Below are 13,017 nucleotides of genomic sequence, written 5' to 3'. Positions count from 1 at the left end.
CCCGCCTCCTTAGCTCAGTGGTAGAGCACTCGCCTTGTAAGCGAGCGGTCGTCAGTTCAATCCTGACAGGGGGCTCGCAGCATCGGTCGCCTTCGGGCGGCCTTCGATTGCCTTGCCCGGCAACGGCTTCGGGTTCGCACGCCCTTCAGGCGCGGCCTAGAGGCGATCGAGGTTTCGGTAGCCGGTACCGCCGAACCAGTGCCGGGCCAGTTCGGCGTCGGCCGCCTTGACGACCTCCGGTCGGGAGCCGTCCCGCGTCGCGATCTCCAGCAGCCCGTAGTACGCCCAGCCGTTGCCGGGGTAGGTCCCGATCGGGGTCTGCTCGGGGTCGTCGCCCTTGCCCTTGTTGAGGCTCTTCAGCAGCAGCTCCTTGGCCGCCGCCAGGTGCAGGACCCGCTCCATCGGGTTGCCGGCGGCGATCGCCCGGCGGATCAGGATCGACGCCAGCGTCTGGCGCACGGGGTAGGGCCACAGGGGCGGCTCGTCGTAGGGCAGCTTGTCCTGGATGTCGACGGCTTCGTTGGCAACATCGGCCGCGGCGCCCCAATCGGCCTTGGCCGCCGACGCCCGCGCATGCCCCAGGTCACGCAGGATCGCGGCCAGGCACAGCTCGGGTTTCGGGAGCTCCAGCTTCGGATCGCAGTCCGCGTTCGGTTTGCCGCTGGCGGTTGCGTGTTGGCGGTATCTGGCGACGTCGCCGTCCAGCGTGTCCAGCCAGTGCGGGGAATTGTTTTTGTCCCAGATATCGGCCATCAGCCGCGCGAAGTCGTAGGCGATGGTGGCCAGCGGCTGCTGATTGAACGGGCTCGGCGGATCGACGCCACGGATGTCGGCCGTGCTGGAGAAATTGATCTTGGCCAAATAGTAGGCGGACCGGTAGACGTCGGCGCGGAAACCGCTGGCGTTGTCGGGCAGCCACTGCAGCAACTTATCCGCGTAACGGTTGACGTCGTGTTCGTCGTCGTCTCCGCTCAACGCGGCGGCGGCGATCACGAAATGGATGTTGTGCAAATAATATCCGTACCGGTAGCGGTCGCCGTCCGGGCGGTACAGATGCGGTTCGGTCGCGAAATACCTTTCGTCGGCGTCGATCGCCTCTTTGTTGGCCCTGATCGCCTTCGGCATGTCGCCCATCCGGTAGTAGATGTGCGACGGCATATGCACCAGATGACCGGAGTTCGGCGCCAGCGCCGCGAGCCGGTCCGCGTACTTGCCCGCCGCGCCCGGTGTGCGGGACTGCTCCATCAGATGGATGTACCAGTGGATGGGGCCCTCGTTCGGCGGGTATTGGCTTAATTCCAAAGCCTTTTCGAGATACTCCCGCGCCTGCGTGGTCCGCGGGGACACGGGGTTCCCGTCCTTCCAGTACGCCCACGGCGTCATGTTCATCGCCGCGTCGGCGAACAGGGTGATGACGTTGGGGTCGTCGCGGCCGAACTCGTCCACCACCGCCTTCATCCCGTCGTAGTAGGCCTGGTTGCGGCCCGCCTGGCATTTCCTGGGGTCGACGGTTTTCGGGCAGTCCCGATAGCGTCCGGTTAGGGCGGCGATGATTTTGTCGTCTTCCCGGTTCGGCTTTTGCCGGGCGGCGCGGCGCAGCGCGTTGTTCGCGGCGTCGCGGTCGGGCTCCAATTCCCTCGGCATGTTCAGGTCGACGCCCAGGACGAGGGCCTGCGCCCAATAGCACGCCGAGCAGGCGATGTCGTTGTCCTCGGCGTCACGCGCCGCTTTCTTGAATGCGCGATAGGCCTCGCGGTTGTTGAACCCGAAGTAGAAGCGCAAGCCCTGATCGAAATACTCCTGCGCCCAGGGCACGTGCCAATGCGCGCTTCCGAGGTAGGGATACAACGGCGGGTCGGGATCGTTCTCGGTCAGCCGCACCAGCGGACAGGCCTCGGTCGCCATCGCCATGGCATCCATGCCCTGCGACTCGTCTGCCGCGCCGGAGGCGACCATGCAGGGATCCGCCGGTTCGGACGGCGCACAGCATGCGGCGACGGTGACAGCGACGGCCATCGCGCCCGCCGACAAACGCCAGCGGACTGCATCGAACATGATTTCCCCCGTCGCGCGCCGGCAGAATCATCGGGACGAAGGGGACTTTATGCCGCAAACCGGTGGCGCTGCGGCGATATGACCGAACCGCTGCGCGCCGGCTACGGTTACCGGTGGCCCGGGATGTTGTCCGGGTCCCGCTGAATTCCCTGCAGATCGCCCTCGATGCCCTGCAGTTTTCCCTCGATGGCCTGCAGATCCGAGAGGGTGTTCTGATAGGCCGGGCCGGTCAGGTCGGCCGCGGTGGCTTGCGACTGCGGGCAGTAGGCGACGATGGCGCCAGCGGTGACCTCGGCGCTTTGCTCGGCGTTCCAGATCGACGAGCGCTGCACGAACCCGATGGCGTCGGCGAAATTGTGTTGCTGGGCCAGAAAGTCGCACACCGCGTGCCCCTGCTTCATCACGTAGTCCTGGCTGGGCACCGGCACGCCCTCGTGCTTCAGCGCGGCGATGAACGCCATGTCGGCCATCTCGATCCGCGGCGCGGGCGGTTTGGGCACCGCCGCTTTGGGCGGCGCGGCCGACGGCGCGGGTTGGGTCGCCGGTGCCGTCGAATCGCGTTGGTGGACAAAGAAAATCATCACCGCAGCGGCTGCGACGGCGATCAGCGACAGCGGCAACGCCGCGAGTAGGCCAGCGCGGCGCAGCGCTCCGCCGTGCCGGCGGGGCGTGGCGGCCGCCGCGGTTTCCGGCGATGCCGCCTGGTCGGGGACGGCCTGGCCGGCGCTGTGGGCCAGCAGCTCGTCGAGCAGTTCGTCGACCTCGCGCGATGACGGTTGGCCGCCTTGCCGGTGAATCGATCGGCGCGCGAGGGCGATGCGCCGCAATTCCGCGTCGATGGTCTCGCGGTCGCGCATATCAACCAGTTTGAGAGTGTCGCGGCATTGTCACAAGCCCCGGGCGCCGACCAATCCCGATCGATCGCCGCCGCGGCATTGATGTGGCGCGCCCGGATGCGAAAGACTCGCTGTGAACCCGTCGGCCCTAAGGATTCACCGTGAGCAATCGGCGCACCGCACCGCTCGTCGCCGCCGCGGTCCTGGTCGCACTCGCCGGCTGTTCGCCGTCGCACCCGTCGGCCGTGCCGCGCCCAACGGCGACGCGGACCGCCGCGCCCTCGGCGCCGGCGTCGCGAATGGTGCCCGCCGACGCGGACACGCCCGGTGGCGCGCAGCCGCGGCTGGCCTCCGACCCGGCGCAGCTCGGCGACGACCTCGTCGCCGACGAGCGCGCCCTGCGCGACCCGGGTACGCCGAGCCGGCCTGACGGCGGCCGCGCACCGCGAACAGGCGGCCTATCGCGCCATCGCCCGCCATCCGGAGTGGGAGGCAACCGCGCGGGGGCGGATCCCGGCCGAGCTCATCGACGTCTACGACCGCAACGTCGACGCCCGCCGGCAGCTCACCGCGTTGACTCCGGTGCGAAACACCTTGCCGGCGTGGCGAATCGAGCCGCCGGCCCCCGCCGACGAGCTGCTCGGCTACTACCACCAGGCCGAGGCGGAGTCCGGTGTCGGCTGGAACTACCTGGCGGCGATCAACTTCATCGAGACGCGGTTCGGCAGCATCGTCGGCGCGAGCACCGCGGGCGCGCAGGGGCCGATGCAGTTCCTGCCGTCGACCTTCGCCGGCTACGGGCAGGGCGGCGACATCCACTCGCCGCGCGACAGCATCCTGGCCGCGGGCCGCTACCTGGCGGCCAACGGTTTCGCCGCCGATCGGGACCACGCCATCTACGCCTACAACCACGCGAGCGAATACGTGCGCGCGGTCGACCAGTATGCGGCGCTGATGGCCGCCGACCCCGCAACCTTCACCGCCTACTACCGGTGGGACGTCTACTGCTTCACGACGGCGGGCGACGTGTTGCTGCCCATCGGTTACGACGCGTCGTCACCGATCCCGGCCGCCGACTACGTGGCGGCGCACCCGCAGTGACGCGGATCAGTACAGCGGCACCACACACCGAAGAACCAGTAGCCCAACCGCCGTACTGCCAGTTGAAGACCGGGATCACGGTGAAGGTGTTGTAGCTGAAGGGCCGAAGTCGGCCCGCGCCACCGCCACGTCACGCGGCGGTCCGTCCCACGGCCGGTTCCAGCCACCGGAGGCGGCGGACCGTCCAGCCGCCGGGAGGCGGCGGCCCGTACCAGTTCGGCGGCGGGTGGTGCGGCGGCGGGCCGTCGTTCCAGCCGTAGCCGTGCTCGCGCGGCGGCGGGGGCGCGCCGCGACCCACGATGCTGAATTGGACGTCGGCACCGGCCGGCCGCCGATCTGGGCACTGGCGGTGACGACGTCGTGACGCGGCACGTACGGCGGGTGCGGCGGCTGGGTGTTGGCGGTTCAGCGCCGCGTAGCGCTGCCGCTCCGGTGGCGGCGGCGGTTCTGGTGTTCGCCGGCGCATTGGTCGGTCCGCCCGGCGTCGGCGGGTTCTGGTCGTGGTCGTAGGGCGGCTGGTTCTGCCCGTTCTGCGGCGGGTTCTGGCCGTGCTGGTTCGGCGGGTACTGGCCGCCGGGCTCGTTCTGCCGGCCTGTGGCGGGTTGTTCGGGCCGTTCTGCGGCGCGTTGTTGGGCCGCCTGCGGCGGTTGTTCGGCCGTTCTGCGGCGGGTTGTTCTGCCGCCTGTGGCGGTTGTTCTGCCCGCCCTGCGGCGGGTTGTTCGGGCGTTCTGCGGCGGTTGTTCGGGCCGTTCTGCGGCGCGTTGTTCTGCCCGCCCTGCGGCGGGGTGTTGCCGCCGCCATGCTGGCCGCCGGCGCCGCCCCCGGGACCGGCCGGCTGGCCGCCGGACCCACCGCCCGGCCCGCCGGGGTTGCCACCACCACCACCGTGGCAGTTCGGGCACGGCGGCGGGGGGTCAAGCGGAGCCGAGTAGGCCGATCCGGCGTTCAGCGACGCCGCGGAGATGCCTAGGCCGGCCGCCACCGCGGCGGCGCCGACCACACGTTTCATTGACATAGCTGCGTCCCCCTTGGGTGTCCGACGGCCTGCACTACGGGCAGGTGGCGTCCAACTCGAATGACTTGGTTACCTGCTGTGGTTGCTGCGGGTTGCTCATGTCGACGCCGGTCGCGGTGCCCTTGATCGCCCACGTTTTTCCGTTCACCGCGGCCCCGGCGTTGCCGCCCTGATTCGGGGCGGCGTCGGAGAAGCCGAGCGCGACGCCGTTGACGGTGCCTAAGCCGACCGAATGCACCAGGGGCGGATTGCCGTTGCTGACCACGGCGCCCAGGCCGGCGGTCGGGTCGCCGATGCCGATGGTGGTCTTGTCACCGTTGGTGGTGCAGGTGACCTGCCCGCTGACGTTCTGGGTTTGACCGTCGACGATGAGCTGCGGGGCCGCCGCTGCCGGCGCGCCCGACGAACCGGACGCCCCGGTGTTCGACTTGTTGCTCGAACAACCGGCGCTCGCCCCGATCACCAGGGCCACTCCGGCCACCCCCACTACGATCCCACGCTTCACTACTGTTCCCTTCGTGTCGCTGGTTCCGCCCGCCTCTTGACGTTGGCCGCGCCGACAGCCCGTCAACGGTCCCGGGGCCGACGCGTTCGAGGCCGGTGCGGCGGATACCCCATGCCCCAGATGCGCAAACGTCACGGCAGAATCCGCAGGCCCCACCGGTCCAGCAGCGGATTGACCAGCATGAAGTAGGTGGTGTAGTCGTCCCCGTCGGGCGAGGACATCAATAGGCCCACCGCGCTCACGCTGCCGTCGGGATTCATCACGAACCCCGGGCTGCCGCTGTCGCCGTCCAGGCTGAACACGCTGGCCTCGACGACGTCGCCGTCGACGCCCTTGATGGCACCGCACGTCTCCCCGGTGACCGCCCCGATCTTGCAGAACGGCATGCCGACCTGAATCTGCGGGCGGCTCAACACATCCCGCACCTGATACCTGCCACCGACGTCACCGACGGGCATGCCGACGCTCGGCTCGAGCCGGATGATCGCGGCGTCCCGCTTGTCGCCCTCGTGTTCACTGGCCGAGATCCTGCCCAGCGGAGCGTCGTTCCCGTACGTCCACTCCGCGCCGTCGTGCGCGTCGCAGTGCCCACTGGTCATCAGGTAGTAGCTGCCGTCGGAACCCTGGGCGGCGAATCCGGCTGTGCACCTGCCGTTTTCGTGATCGACGCCGATGCCCGGCGACGGCGGCGGGGCCGGCAGGGCCGGAGGCGGTGCCGCGCCCGCGGTTTTCGCCACCGCCGTGGCGGCCACCAACACCGCCCCGACGAGCCCCGACCCCCGCAGCCACGACACGGTCACGCCGCCCTCCTCCGCTTGCGCCCGGCAGATAGTAGCAGCGCCGCCCGGCCGAAAGAGGCCGGCGCCCAGCCCTTCCCACGGTTCATTCGACGTCGAGGCGGCGGGCCAGGAAATCCAGCACGGCGTCGGCGAAAACGTCGTTGCGGTCGCCGGCGACCATGTGCCCCGCCCCGCGCACGTCGGTGAATTCGACCTGGGGGAAGCGCGCCAGGAACTCGTCGGCGCGCTCCTGGCTGACCAGGTCGCTCATCTGGCCGCGGATCAGCAGGATGGGCACGCCGTCGCGCAGGATCGCCTCGACGGCCGCGTGCATCCGATCCGGGTCGGTGACCTCGAACGGCGGGAAAGCCGCTGTGCCGCTGATGAATTGCGGATCCCAGTGCCAATACCAGCGATCGCCGCGGCGACGCAGGTTGGTGGTCAGGCCCTCCAGATCGGTTGGCCGCGGCCGGTGCGGGTTGTATTCGGCGATCGCGTCGGCGACCTCGTCGAGCGAGGCGAATCCCGAGTCCACCCGGTCGGCCATGAAGGCGTGAATCCGGTTGGCCCCGGACTGATCCATGTTCGGCACGATGTCCACCAGCACGACCGCGCTCGCGATGCCAGGGGACAGTTCGCCGGCGAGCAGCATCGAGGTGAAACCGCCGAGAGAGGCGCCGACCAGCACCGGCTTCGGGGCAGCGTGCCCAGCACCGCCTGCACGTCGGCGGCGAAGCTGACGACCCGGTAGTCGCCGTCGCCGGACCAGTCCGATTCGCCGTGCCCGCGCAGGTCGACGGTGACCGCCTGCCACCCGCGCGCGGCGACGGCGGCGGCCGCCTTGCCCCACGACCGCCGCGTCTGCCCGCCACCGTGCAGGAACACCACGGCGCGCGCCCGCGGATCCCCGAGACGGTCGGCGACGATCTGAACGCCGCCGGGGCCGCGGATCGTGAAGGGTTCGGCTGCCATGGGCACCAGGTGATACTAAGGCGGCCCCCGGCCGGGCCCGCGGTGGCTTAACGTCAACGGCATGCGTCTGGACGAGTACATGGCGTTGGATGCGACCGCCCTGGCCGGGCTGGTGGCGGACAAGCAGGTCACGCCGGCCGAACTGCTCGCGCTGGCACGGCAGCGCGCGGACGCGGTGAATCCGCGCCTGAACGCCATCGTGTGCCGGCTCGACGACGTCGCCGACCGGCAAGCCGCCGACCCGAACCTGAGCGGGCCGTTCGCCGGGGTGCCGTTCCTGCTCAAGGACCTCGGCCAGGAGTATCGCGGCTTTCCCACCTCGTGCGGGTCACGGTCGCTGGCCAACGACGTCGCCGACCGGCACGCGCTGGTCACCCAGCGGTTCCTGGACGCGGGGCTGGTGATCTTCGGCAAGACCAATACGCCCGAGTTCGGGGCCAAGGGGGTGACCGAGCCCGATTACTGGGGACCCGCCCGCAATCCGTGGGACACCGAACGCACCCCCGGCGGCTCGTCGGGCGGATCCGGCGCGGCGGTGGCGGCCGGCATTGTCCCGGCCGCGGGCGCCAACGACGGTGGCGGGTCGATCCGCATCCCGGCCGCCTGCAACGGCCTCGTCGGCCTCAAGCCCAGCCGGGGGTTGGCACCCTACGGCCCGCAGACCGGCGAGCTGATGCTGGGCATGGCCACCCAGGGTGTGGTCACCCGCACGGTGCGCGACAGCGCCGCGCTGCTGGACGCGATCATCGGGCACCACCCCGACGCGTCCTACCGAGTTGCGCTGCCGGACAAGCCCTTTGCCGAACAGATCACGCGCTCTCCGGGACCTCTGACAATCGGGTACTCGGCCCGTTCGGCGCTCAACCCGCGCCCGGACCGCGAGGCCCTCGCCGCCGTCGAGAACACTGCGGCCCTGCTGAGCGAGTTAGGCCACCGGGTGCGCGAGGTTGCCCCGCCCTACGACGACGCCGCGCTGGGGCGTGACTTCCTGACCATCTGGTTCGCCCAGCTGCACCAGCAGGTCGCCGACATCAGGAGGCGAACCGGGGCCCGCGACAACGACTTCGAGGCCGACACCTTGGCAATCAGTGAGCTCGGCCGGTCCGGCGGGGTGCTGCCGGTGATGTCCGCCCTGGAGAACAGGAACACCTACATCCAGTCGCTGGCGGCGTTCCACGAGGGCTACGACTTCTTCCTCACGCCCACCCTGGCCACCCCTCCCCTGGTGGTCGGTGCCACCTCGACGTCGGCGGCGCTGCAGCGCGCGGCCCGCCTGGTCAGCAGGGTGCGCGGCGGTAAACTGATGCGGCTCAGCGGGATTCTCGATGACCTCATCCGGGAGAGCCTGGGCTGGGTGCCCTACACGCAGCTGGCCAACCTGACCGGGCGGCCCGCGATCAGCGTGCCGCTGCACTGGACCGACGACGGCCTTCCGCTCGGTGTGCAGTTCGTCGGGAAGCTCGGCGCCGACGGGGATCTGCTGCAACTGGCCGCGCAACTCGAGCAGGCCCGGCCGTGGGCGCAGCGCCACCCGGCGCCGGTCACCCCACCGAATTAACCTGCGGCCCAAGCGCTTACGCGCTCAGCGGGCGGGACCGGCGTCCTCCGGTCCGCGGGGTCCGCGCCACAGCCGCGCGAAGCGGCGGGCGATGGCACCGAGCCGGCCGCCGCCATGTTGGGAGGCCTTGATGCGACCCAGGGTTTCCCGGCTTTCCTTTGCATAGTCCTTGACGGATTCGTCGCCTTCCTCGGCGCGCATGCCTGCCCTCCAATCCTGTTCGCGTCCGCCTCGCGCTCGGGCGGCTCGGAATTTCGCGGCCGCGCCACCGCGAGCGGCCGCAAGCGTGTCTCGGCCCTTCGCTCGGCTCAGGGCCGCGTACCCGCGGGGTCGGCCGCTTACACTCCAGCCGTGAATCTGGCGCGAACGGGGTCACTGGTGCACCGAATCCCGCTGACCATCGGCATCGCCGTGGTCGTGCTGCTCGCCGCCCTCGCGGCGCCCATCAAGCAGCGCTGCGGCGCGCCGGGGCTGTCCTGCGCCTCGACGCTGGACACCGAGGGCAACGCCCACTACTACTACGAGGTCGAACCCGTCGGCGTCTACCTCGCCGAGATCGTCACCGGCAGCAACATCGCGCTCTTCTACCAATCGGGCGAAGACCTGGTCAAGGCCCGCTAGGGCGGCCAGGTGCGGTGTCGGCGCGGTAACGAATGCGAGTCGATCCGGACAGCGCCGTGTTCGGCCCGAGACCTCCCGGAGATCGGCGCGGCCCCACCCGGCCCCAGTCGGGGGTAAACACGCAGGTGGGGCGGCGATCGCCGGCGCAAACCGGCGCCACCCACGCGCCCGGTTGCCCCTGGTGACGGGTGCTCTCGATTGGGGGCTTCACAGCGAGCTAACGCATACTTGTCACCATGCTTGGAGCAACATCGCCGCAAACCGCCGTCACGGCGCCCGGCGATGTGCTGGGTGTGGGCAGAGGTTTGTGATGGCCCGCTCGGGCGGTGCCCATCGCCGTCATCGAGCCGTCCGTCAGCCCTCCCGTTTCCGTAAGGGGCTGACGCGCACCCTGGGTGCACTGGTCTCCGTGGCGGCGATCGGGCTGACCGGCGCCGGATACTACGTCGCGCACGGCGCGCTGGGCGGCATCACGGTGTCCAACGCGCTGCAACCCGACGATCCCCGCTCCAGCGGCGACAACATGAACATCCTGCTGATCGGGCTGGACTCGCGGAAGGACCAGGACGGCAACGACCTACCGTATTCGATCCTGAAGCACCTGCACGCGGGCGATTCCGACGACGGCGGCTACAACACCAACACGCTGATCCTGGTGCACGTCAGCGCCGACAACAAGGTCGTCGCGTTCTCCATCCCCCGCGACGACTGGGTGCCGTTCAGCGGGGTGCCCGGATACAACCACATCAAGATCAAGGAGGCGTACGGGCTGACCAAGCAGTACGTCGCCCAGAAGCTGGCCAACCAGGGCACCAGCAGCCAGAAGGAACTCGAGACCAAAGGCCGCGAAGCCGGTCGGGCGGCGACCCTGCGCGCGGTGCGCAACCTGACCGGGGTGCCCATCGACTACTTCGCCGAGGTCAACCTGGCCGGCTTCTACGACCTGGCGCAGACCCTGGGCGGCGTCGAGGTGTGCCTGAACCATCCCGTCTACGACTCGTATTCCGGCGCCGACTTCCCGGCCGGGCGCCAGCGGCTGGACGCGTCCGAGGCGCTCTCGTTCGTCCGGCAGCGGCACGGCCTGGACAACGGCGATCTGGACCGCACCCACCGCCAGCAGGCGTTCATCTCCTCGGTCATGCAGGAGCTGCAGGCGGCGGGCACCTTCACCAACATCGACAAGCTCAAGAATCTGATGGCGGTGGCGCGCAAGGACGTGGTGCTGTCGGCGGGCTGGACCGACGACATGATCCAGCGGCTGGGCGGGCTGGCCGGCGGCAACATCGAATTCCGCACGCTGCCGGTGGTGCGTTACGACAACATCGACGGTCAGGACGTCAACATCGTCGACCCCGCGGCGATCAAGGCGGAGGTGGCGGCCGCGATCGGCGCCGACGCGCCGACGTCCGCGCCCACCAGCACGTCCGTCGCACCCGATCCGTCCACGGTGGTCGACGTGGTCAACTCCGGCAGCATGAGCGGGCTGGCCAGCGAGGTGTCGCACGCGCTGAAGAAGCGGGGCTACACCACGGGCCAGGTCCGCGACCGCGAGTCCGGCGACCCGGCCGCCACCACCATCGAGTACGGCGCCGGCGCCCAGAACGACGCGCGCAACCTGGCCAACCTGCTCAGCCTGGACGCGCCCAACCAGCCCAGCCCCAGCATCGCGCCCGGCCACATCCGGCTGACGGTGGACACCAACTTCACGATGCCCACCACCGACGACACCCAGCTGGACGACACGACGAGCACCAGCAGCACCACCACGTCGAGCAAGGCCAAGACCTACTACTACAACGGCACCACCACCACGTATCCGACGCCGGATCAGGGGAAACCGATCGACGGCGGCGGCGTGCCGTGCGTGAACTGAACTCTCAGGCGTGGGTTCCGCCGTCGATGCGGATCTCGGTGCCGGTGATGAACGCGCCGTCGTCGGACACCAGCATGGCGATCACCCCGGCGACGGCGGTGGGCTCGGCCATCCCGGTGCCGCTGGATTCCACCGTGGTCGGCAGCACCGGCAGCAACCGCGAAAACAGCGACCAGTCGGCGTCTTCGGGGATGTAGCCGCCGGTGGCGTCGGTGATGCCGGACTTGATGCTGCCCGGCGCCACGCACACCGCACGCAGGCCCCGGCGCGCGTATTCCAGCGCCAACGAGTGGGTGAAGGCCTGGATGCCGCCCTTGCTCGCGGCGTAGGCGGCCATATAGGGATGGGCGAACGAGGCCGACGTGGAGCTGAAGTTCACCACCGCGCTGCGCGCGTTGTCCAGCAGCGCCGGCAGCGCCTCCCGGACCACCAGGAAGGTCCCGGTCAGGTTGACGCCGATGATCTGGTTCCACAGCTGCAGGCTGGTCTGGTGGGTGTGCGCGGCGCGCAGCATGCCGGCGGCGTTGACCAGCGAATCCAGGCCGCCCAGCTGCTCGACGGCGACGCGCACGCCGTCGACCACCGCGTCCTCGCGGCCCACGTCCATGGTCACGGTGACCAGCCGCTCGGCGGTGCCGGCCTGCGCCGCCCGGTCGCGGGTCCGCTCCAGCCCGTCGACGGCGACATCGGAGGCGGCCACCGCGGCGCCCTCGTCCAGCAACCGCAGCGCGGTCGCCTGGCCGATGCCCGACGCGGCGCCGGTCACCAGAATCCGTTTGCCCTCAAGCCTTTTCATGCGATTCTCCCGGCTCAGACCACGCCGCGCAGCGCGTCCTGGCCGAACATCTGCACCATCATCGACGAGTAGTCGGGGCCGCGACGCAACATGTGGCCGCCGTCGACGTTGATGCACTGGCCGGTGATCCAGCCGGCGGCGTCGCTGAGCAGAAACATCGCCAGGTTGGCGACGTCCTCGACCTCGCCCACGCGGGGCAGCGGCGTGCACTGGGCGTAGTCCGCGCTGATCTCCGGCGACTGAATCACACTGGCGTCAACGAGATCCGTGCGGATCAGGCCCGGGCGGATGCTGTTGACCCGCACCCACGACTCCCCGAGTTCGTCGGCGGCCAGCATCATCATGTGGTCGATGGCCGACTTGGTGACGCCGTAGGGCCCGAACCAGCGGTGGGTGTTGCTGGCGGCGATCGAGGAGATCCCGATGAACGAGCCGCCGCCCCCGCGCACCAGTTCGCGCCCGACGTGCTTGAGCACGTACATGGTGCCGTTGACGTTGAGGTCGACGGTGTTTCGCCATGCCTCCGAGTCGGTGTGGGTGATCGGCCCGACCGTCAACGAGCCTCCGGCGCAGTGCACGGCCCCGTGCAGCCGGCCGTGCCATGCCGTCGCGGCGTCGACCGCGCGGGCCACCTCGTCCTCGTTGGTGACGTCCGTGGGCTCGTAGCGGATCGCCCCGCCGTTCCCGGCGCGGTCGGCCAGCGGTGCGATCTCCTCGACGGCGCCGGCCAGCCGGTCCGGGTTGCGGCCGACGATCATCACCGACGCCCCGGCCGAGACCAGGCCCGCGGCCACGCCCTTGCCGATCCCGCTGCCGCCGCCGGTGATGAGATAGGTCCGGTCTTGGAAGGAAAGCTGCACGCGAGGCCCTTTCGAACTGGAACAGGTTCTAGCTATAGAAGCATGT

The 13,017-nt window shown here is 69.9% G+C and carries 11 protein-coding genes, 1 tRNA gene and 2 pseudogenes; 5 read left to right on the top strand and 9 right to left on the bottom strand.

Going from position 1 to position 13,017, the window contains the following annotated elements; translation table 11 throughout:
- The first annotated feature begins 3 nt into the window (after positions 1-3).
- A tRNA-Thr gene (locus tag NF20_RS01625) sits at positions 4-75 on the top strand.
- Between the two features lie 81 nt (positions 76-156).
- Here NF20_RS01625 and NF20_RS01620 read toward each other — a convergent pair.
- Together NF20_RS01620 and NF20_RS01615 are read right to left on the bottom strand one after the other, a co-directional pair.
- Positions 157-2,016, bottom strand: a complete 1,860-nt coding sequence (locus NF20_RS01620) for a tetratricopeptide repeat protein (protein ID WP_019733300.1) — start codon at positions 2,014-2,016, stop codon at positions 157-159.
- 146 nt (positions 2,017-2,162) lie between these two features.
- A complete protein-coding gene (locus NF20_RS01615; RefSeq protein WP_019733301.1) occupies positions 2,163-2,912 on the bottom strand; it encodes a DUF732 domain-containing protein in 750 nt (249 codons plus the stop codon).
- A 140-nt stretch (positions 2,913-3,052) separates the two neighbouring features.
- Here NF20_RS01615 and NF20_RS01610 point away from each other — a divergent pair.
- Positions 3,053-3,992 (top strand): annotated as a pseudogene (locus NF20_RS01610) (transglycosylase SLT domain-containing protein).
- Between the two features lie 130 nt (positions 3,993-4,122).
- Here NF20_RS01610 and NF20_RS27895 read toward each other — a convergent pair.
- The 4 genes and pseudogenes from NF20_RS27895 to NF20_RS01590 all read right to left on the bottom strand — a co-directional run bounded on the left by NF20_RS27895 (position 4,123) and on the right by NF20_RS01590 (position 7,263).
- Entirely contained in the window at positions 4,123-4,290 is a 168-nt protein-coding gene (locus NF20_RS27895) for a hypothetical protein (RefSeq protein ID WP_155947427.1), read from the bottom strand.
- A gap of 751 nt (positions 4,291-5,041) precedes the next feature.
- Positions 5,042-5,512, bottom strand: coding sequence for a lipoprotein LpqH (locus tag NF20_RS01600; protein WP_023866584.1), 471 nt, complete (start codon positions 5,510-5,512; stop codon positions 5,042-5,044).
- A 131-nt stretch (positions 5,513-5,643) separates the two neighbouring features.
- Positions 5,644-6,312 carry a S1 family peptidase gene (locus NF20_RS01595; protein WP_003877170.1) on the bottom strand — a complete coding sequence of 223 codons (669 nt, stop codon included), beginning with the start codon at positions 6,310-6,312 and terminating at the stop codon, positions 5,644-5,646.
- A gap of 82 nt (positions 6,313-6,394) precedes the next feature.
- Positions 6,395-7,263 (bottom strand): annotated as a pseudogene (locus tag NF20_RS01590) (alpha/beta fold hydrolase).
- A 61-nt stretch (positions 7,264-7,324) separates the two neighbouring features.
- On the opposite strand from NF20_RS01590, the gene NF20_RS01585 reads away from it, so the two are divergent.
- Positions 7,325-8,821 carry an amidase gene (locus NF20_RS01585; protein WP_019732235.1) on the top strand — a complete coding sequence of 499 codons (1,497 nt, stop codon included), beginning with the start codon at positions 7,325-7,327 and terminating at the stop codon, positions 8,819-8,821.
- Positions 8,822-8,845: 24 nt separating this feature from the next.
- Here the strand turns inward: NF20_RS01585 and NF20_RS27535 are convergent, their stop codons facing one another.
- The gene (locus NF20_RS27535) at positions 8,846-9,022 is read right to left on the bottom strand and encodes a hypothetical protein (protein WP_003875741.1); all 177 of its coding nucleotides are present in this window, start codon (positions 9,020-9,022) and stop codon (positions 8,846-8,848) included.
- Positions 9,023-9,172: 150 nt separating this feature from the next.
- Here NF20_RS27535 and NF20_RS01580 point away from each other — a divergent pair, with 150 nt between their 5' ends.
- Positions 9,173-9,442, top strand: a complete 270-nt coding sequence (locus NF20_RS01580; RefSeq protein WP_019732234.1) for a hypothetical protein — start codon at positions 9,173-9,175, stop codon at positions 9,440-9,442.
- Positions 9,443-9,752: 310 nt separating this feature from the next.
- Complete coding sequence (locus tag NF20_RS01575) at positions 9,753-11,315, top strand: LCP family protein (protein ID WP_085989539.1); 1,563 nt, start codon at positions 9,753-9,755, stop codon at positions 11,313-11,315.
- 4 nt (positions 11,316-11,319) lie between these two features.
- On the opposite strand, the gene NF20_RS01570 is transcribed toward NF20_RS01575, so the two are convergent.
- Positions 11,320-12,111 carry an SDR family NAD(P)-dependent oxidoreductase gene (locus NF20_RS01570; protein WP_009974856.1) on the bottom strand — a complete coding sequence of 264 codons (792 nt, stop codon included), beginning with the start codon at positions 12,109-12,111 and terminating at the stop codon, positions 11,320-11,322.
- A gap of 14 nt (positions 12,112-12,125) precedes the next feature.
- Positions 12,126-12,971: an SDR family oxidoreductase gene (locus NF20_RS01565; protein ID WP_003875737.1), complete on the bottom strand. Its 846-nt coding sequence runs from the start codon at positions 12,969-12,971 to the stop codon at positions 12,126-12,128.
- Positions 12,972-13,017: the final 46 nt, after the last annotated feature.

It is taken from the genome of Mycobacterium sp. MAC_080597_8934 (genome assembly GCF_000523975.1).
Taxonomy (GTDB): Bacteria; Actinomycetota; Actinomycetes; order Mycobacteriales; family Mycobacteriaceae; genus Mycobacterium; species Mycobacterium avium.
Note: the sequence above shows the minus strand (reverse complement) of the source record. Positions and strands in the feature narration are given on the sequence as shown.

Excerpts from the sequence above, each read along its gene's own strand:
- NF20_RS01620 (WP_019733300.1), bottom strand. The coding sequence starts at position 2,016 with ATGGCCGTCGCTGTCACCGTCGCCGCATGCTGTGCGCCGTCCGAACCG.
- NF20_RS01615 (WP_019733301.1), bottom strand. The coding sequence starts at position 2,912 with ATGCGCGACCGCGAGACCATCGACGCGGAATTGCGGCGCATCGCCCTC.
- NF20_RS01585 (WP_019732235.1), top strand. The coding sequence starts at position 7,325 with ATGCGTCTGGACGAGTACATGGCGTTGGATGCGACCGCCCTGGCCGGG.
- NF20_RS27535 (WP_003875741.1), bottom strand. The coding sequence starts at position 9,022 with ATGCGCGCCGAGGAAGGCGACGAATCCGTCAAGGACTATGCAAAGGAA.
- NF20_RS01575 (WP_085989539.1), top strand. The coding sequence starts at position 9,753 with ATGGCCCGCTCGGGCGGTGCCCATCGCCGTCATCGAGCCGTCCGTCAG.
- NF20_RS01570 (WP_009974856.1), bottom strand. The coding sequence starts at position 12,111 with ATGAAAAGGCTTGAGGGCAAACGGATTCTGGTGACCGGCGCCGCGTCG.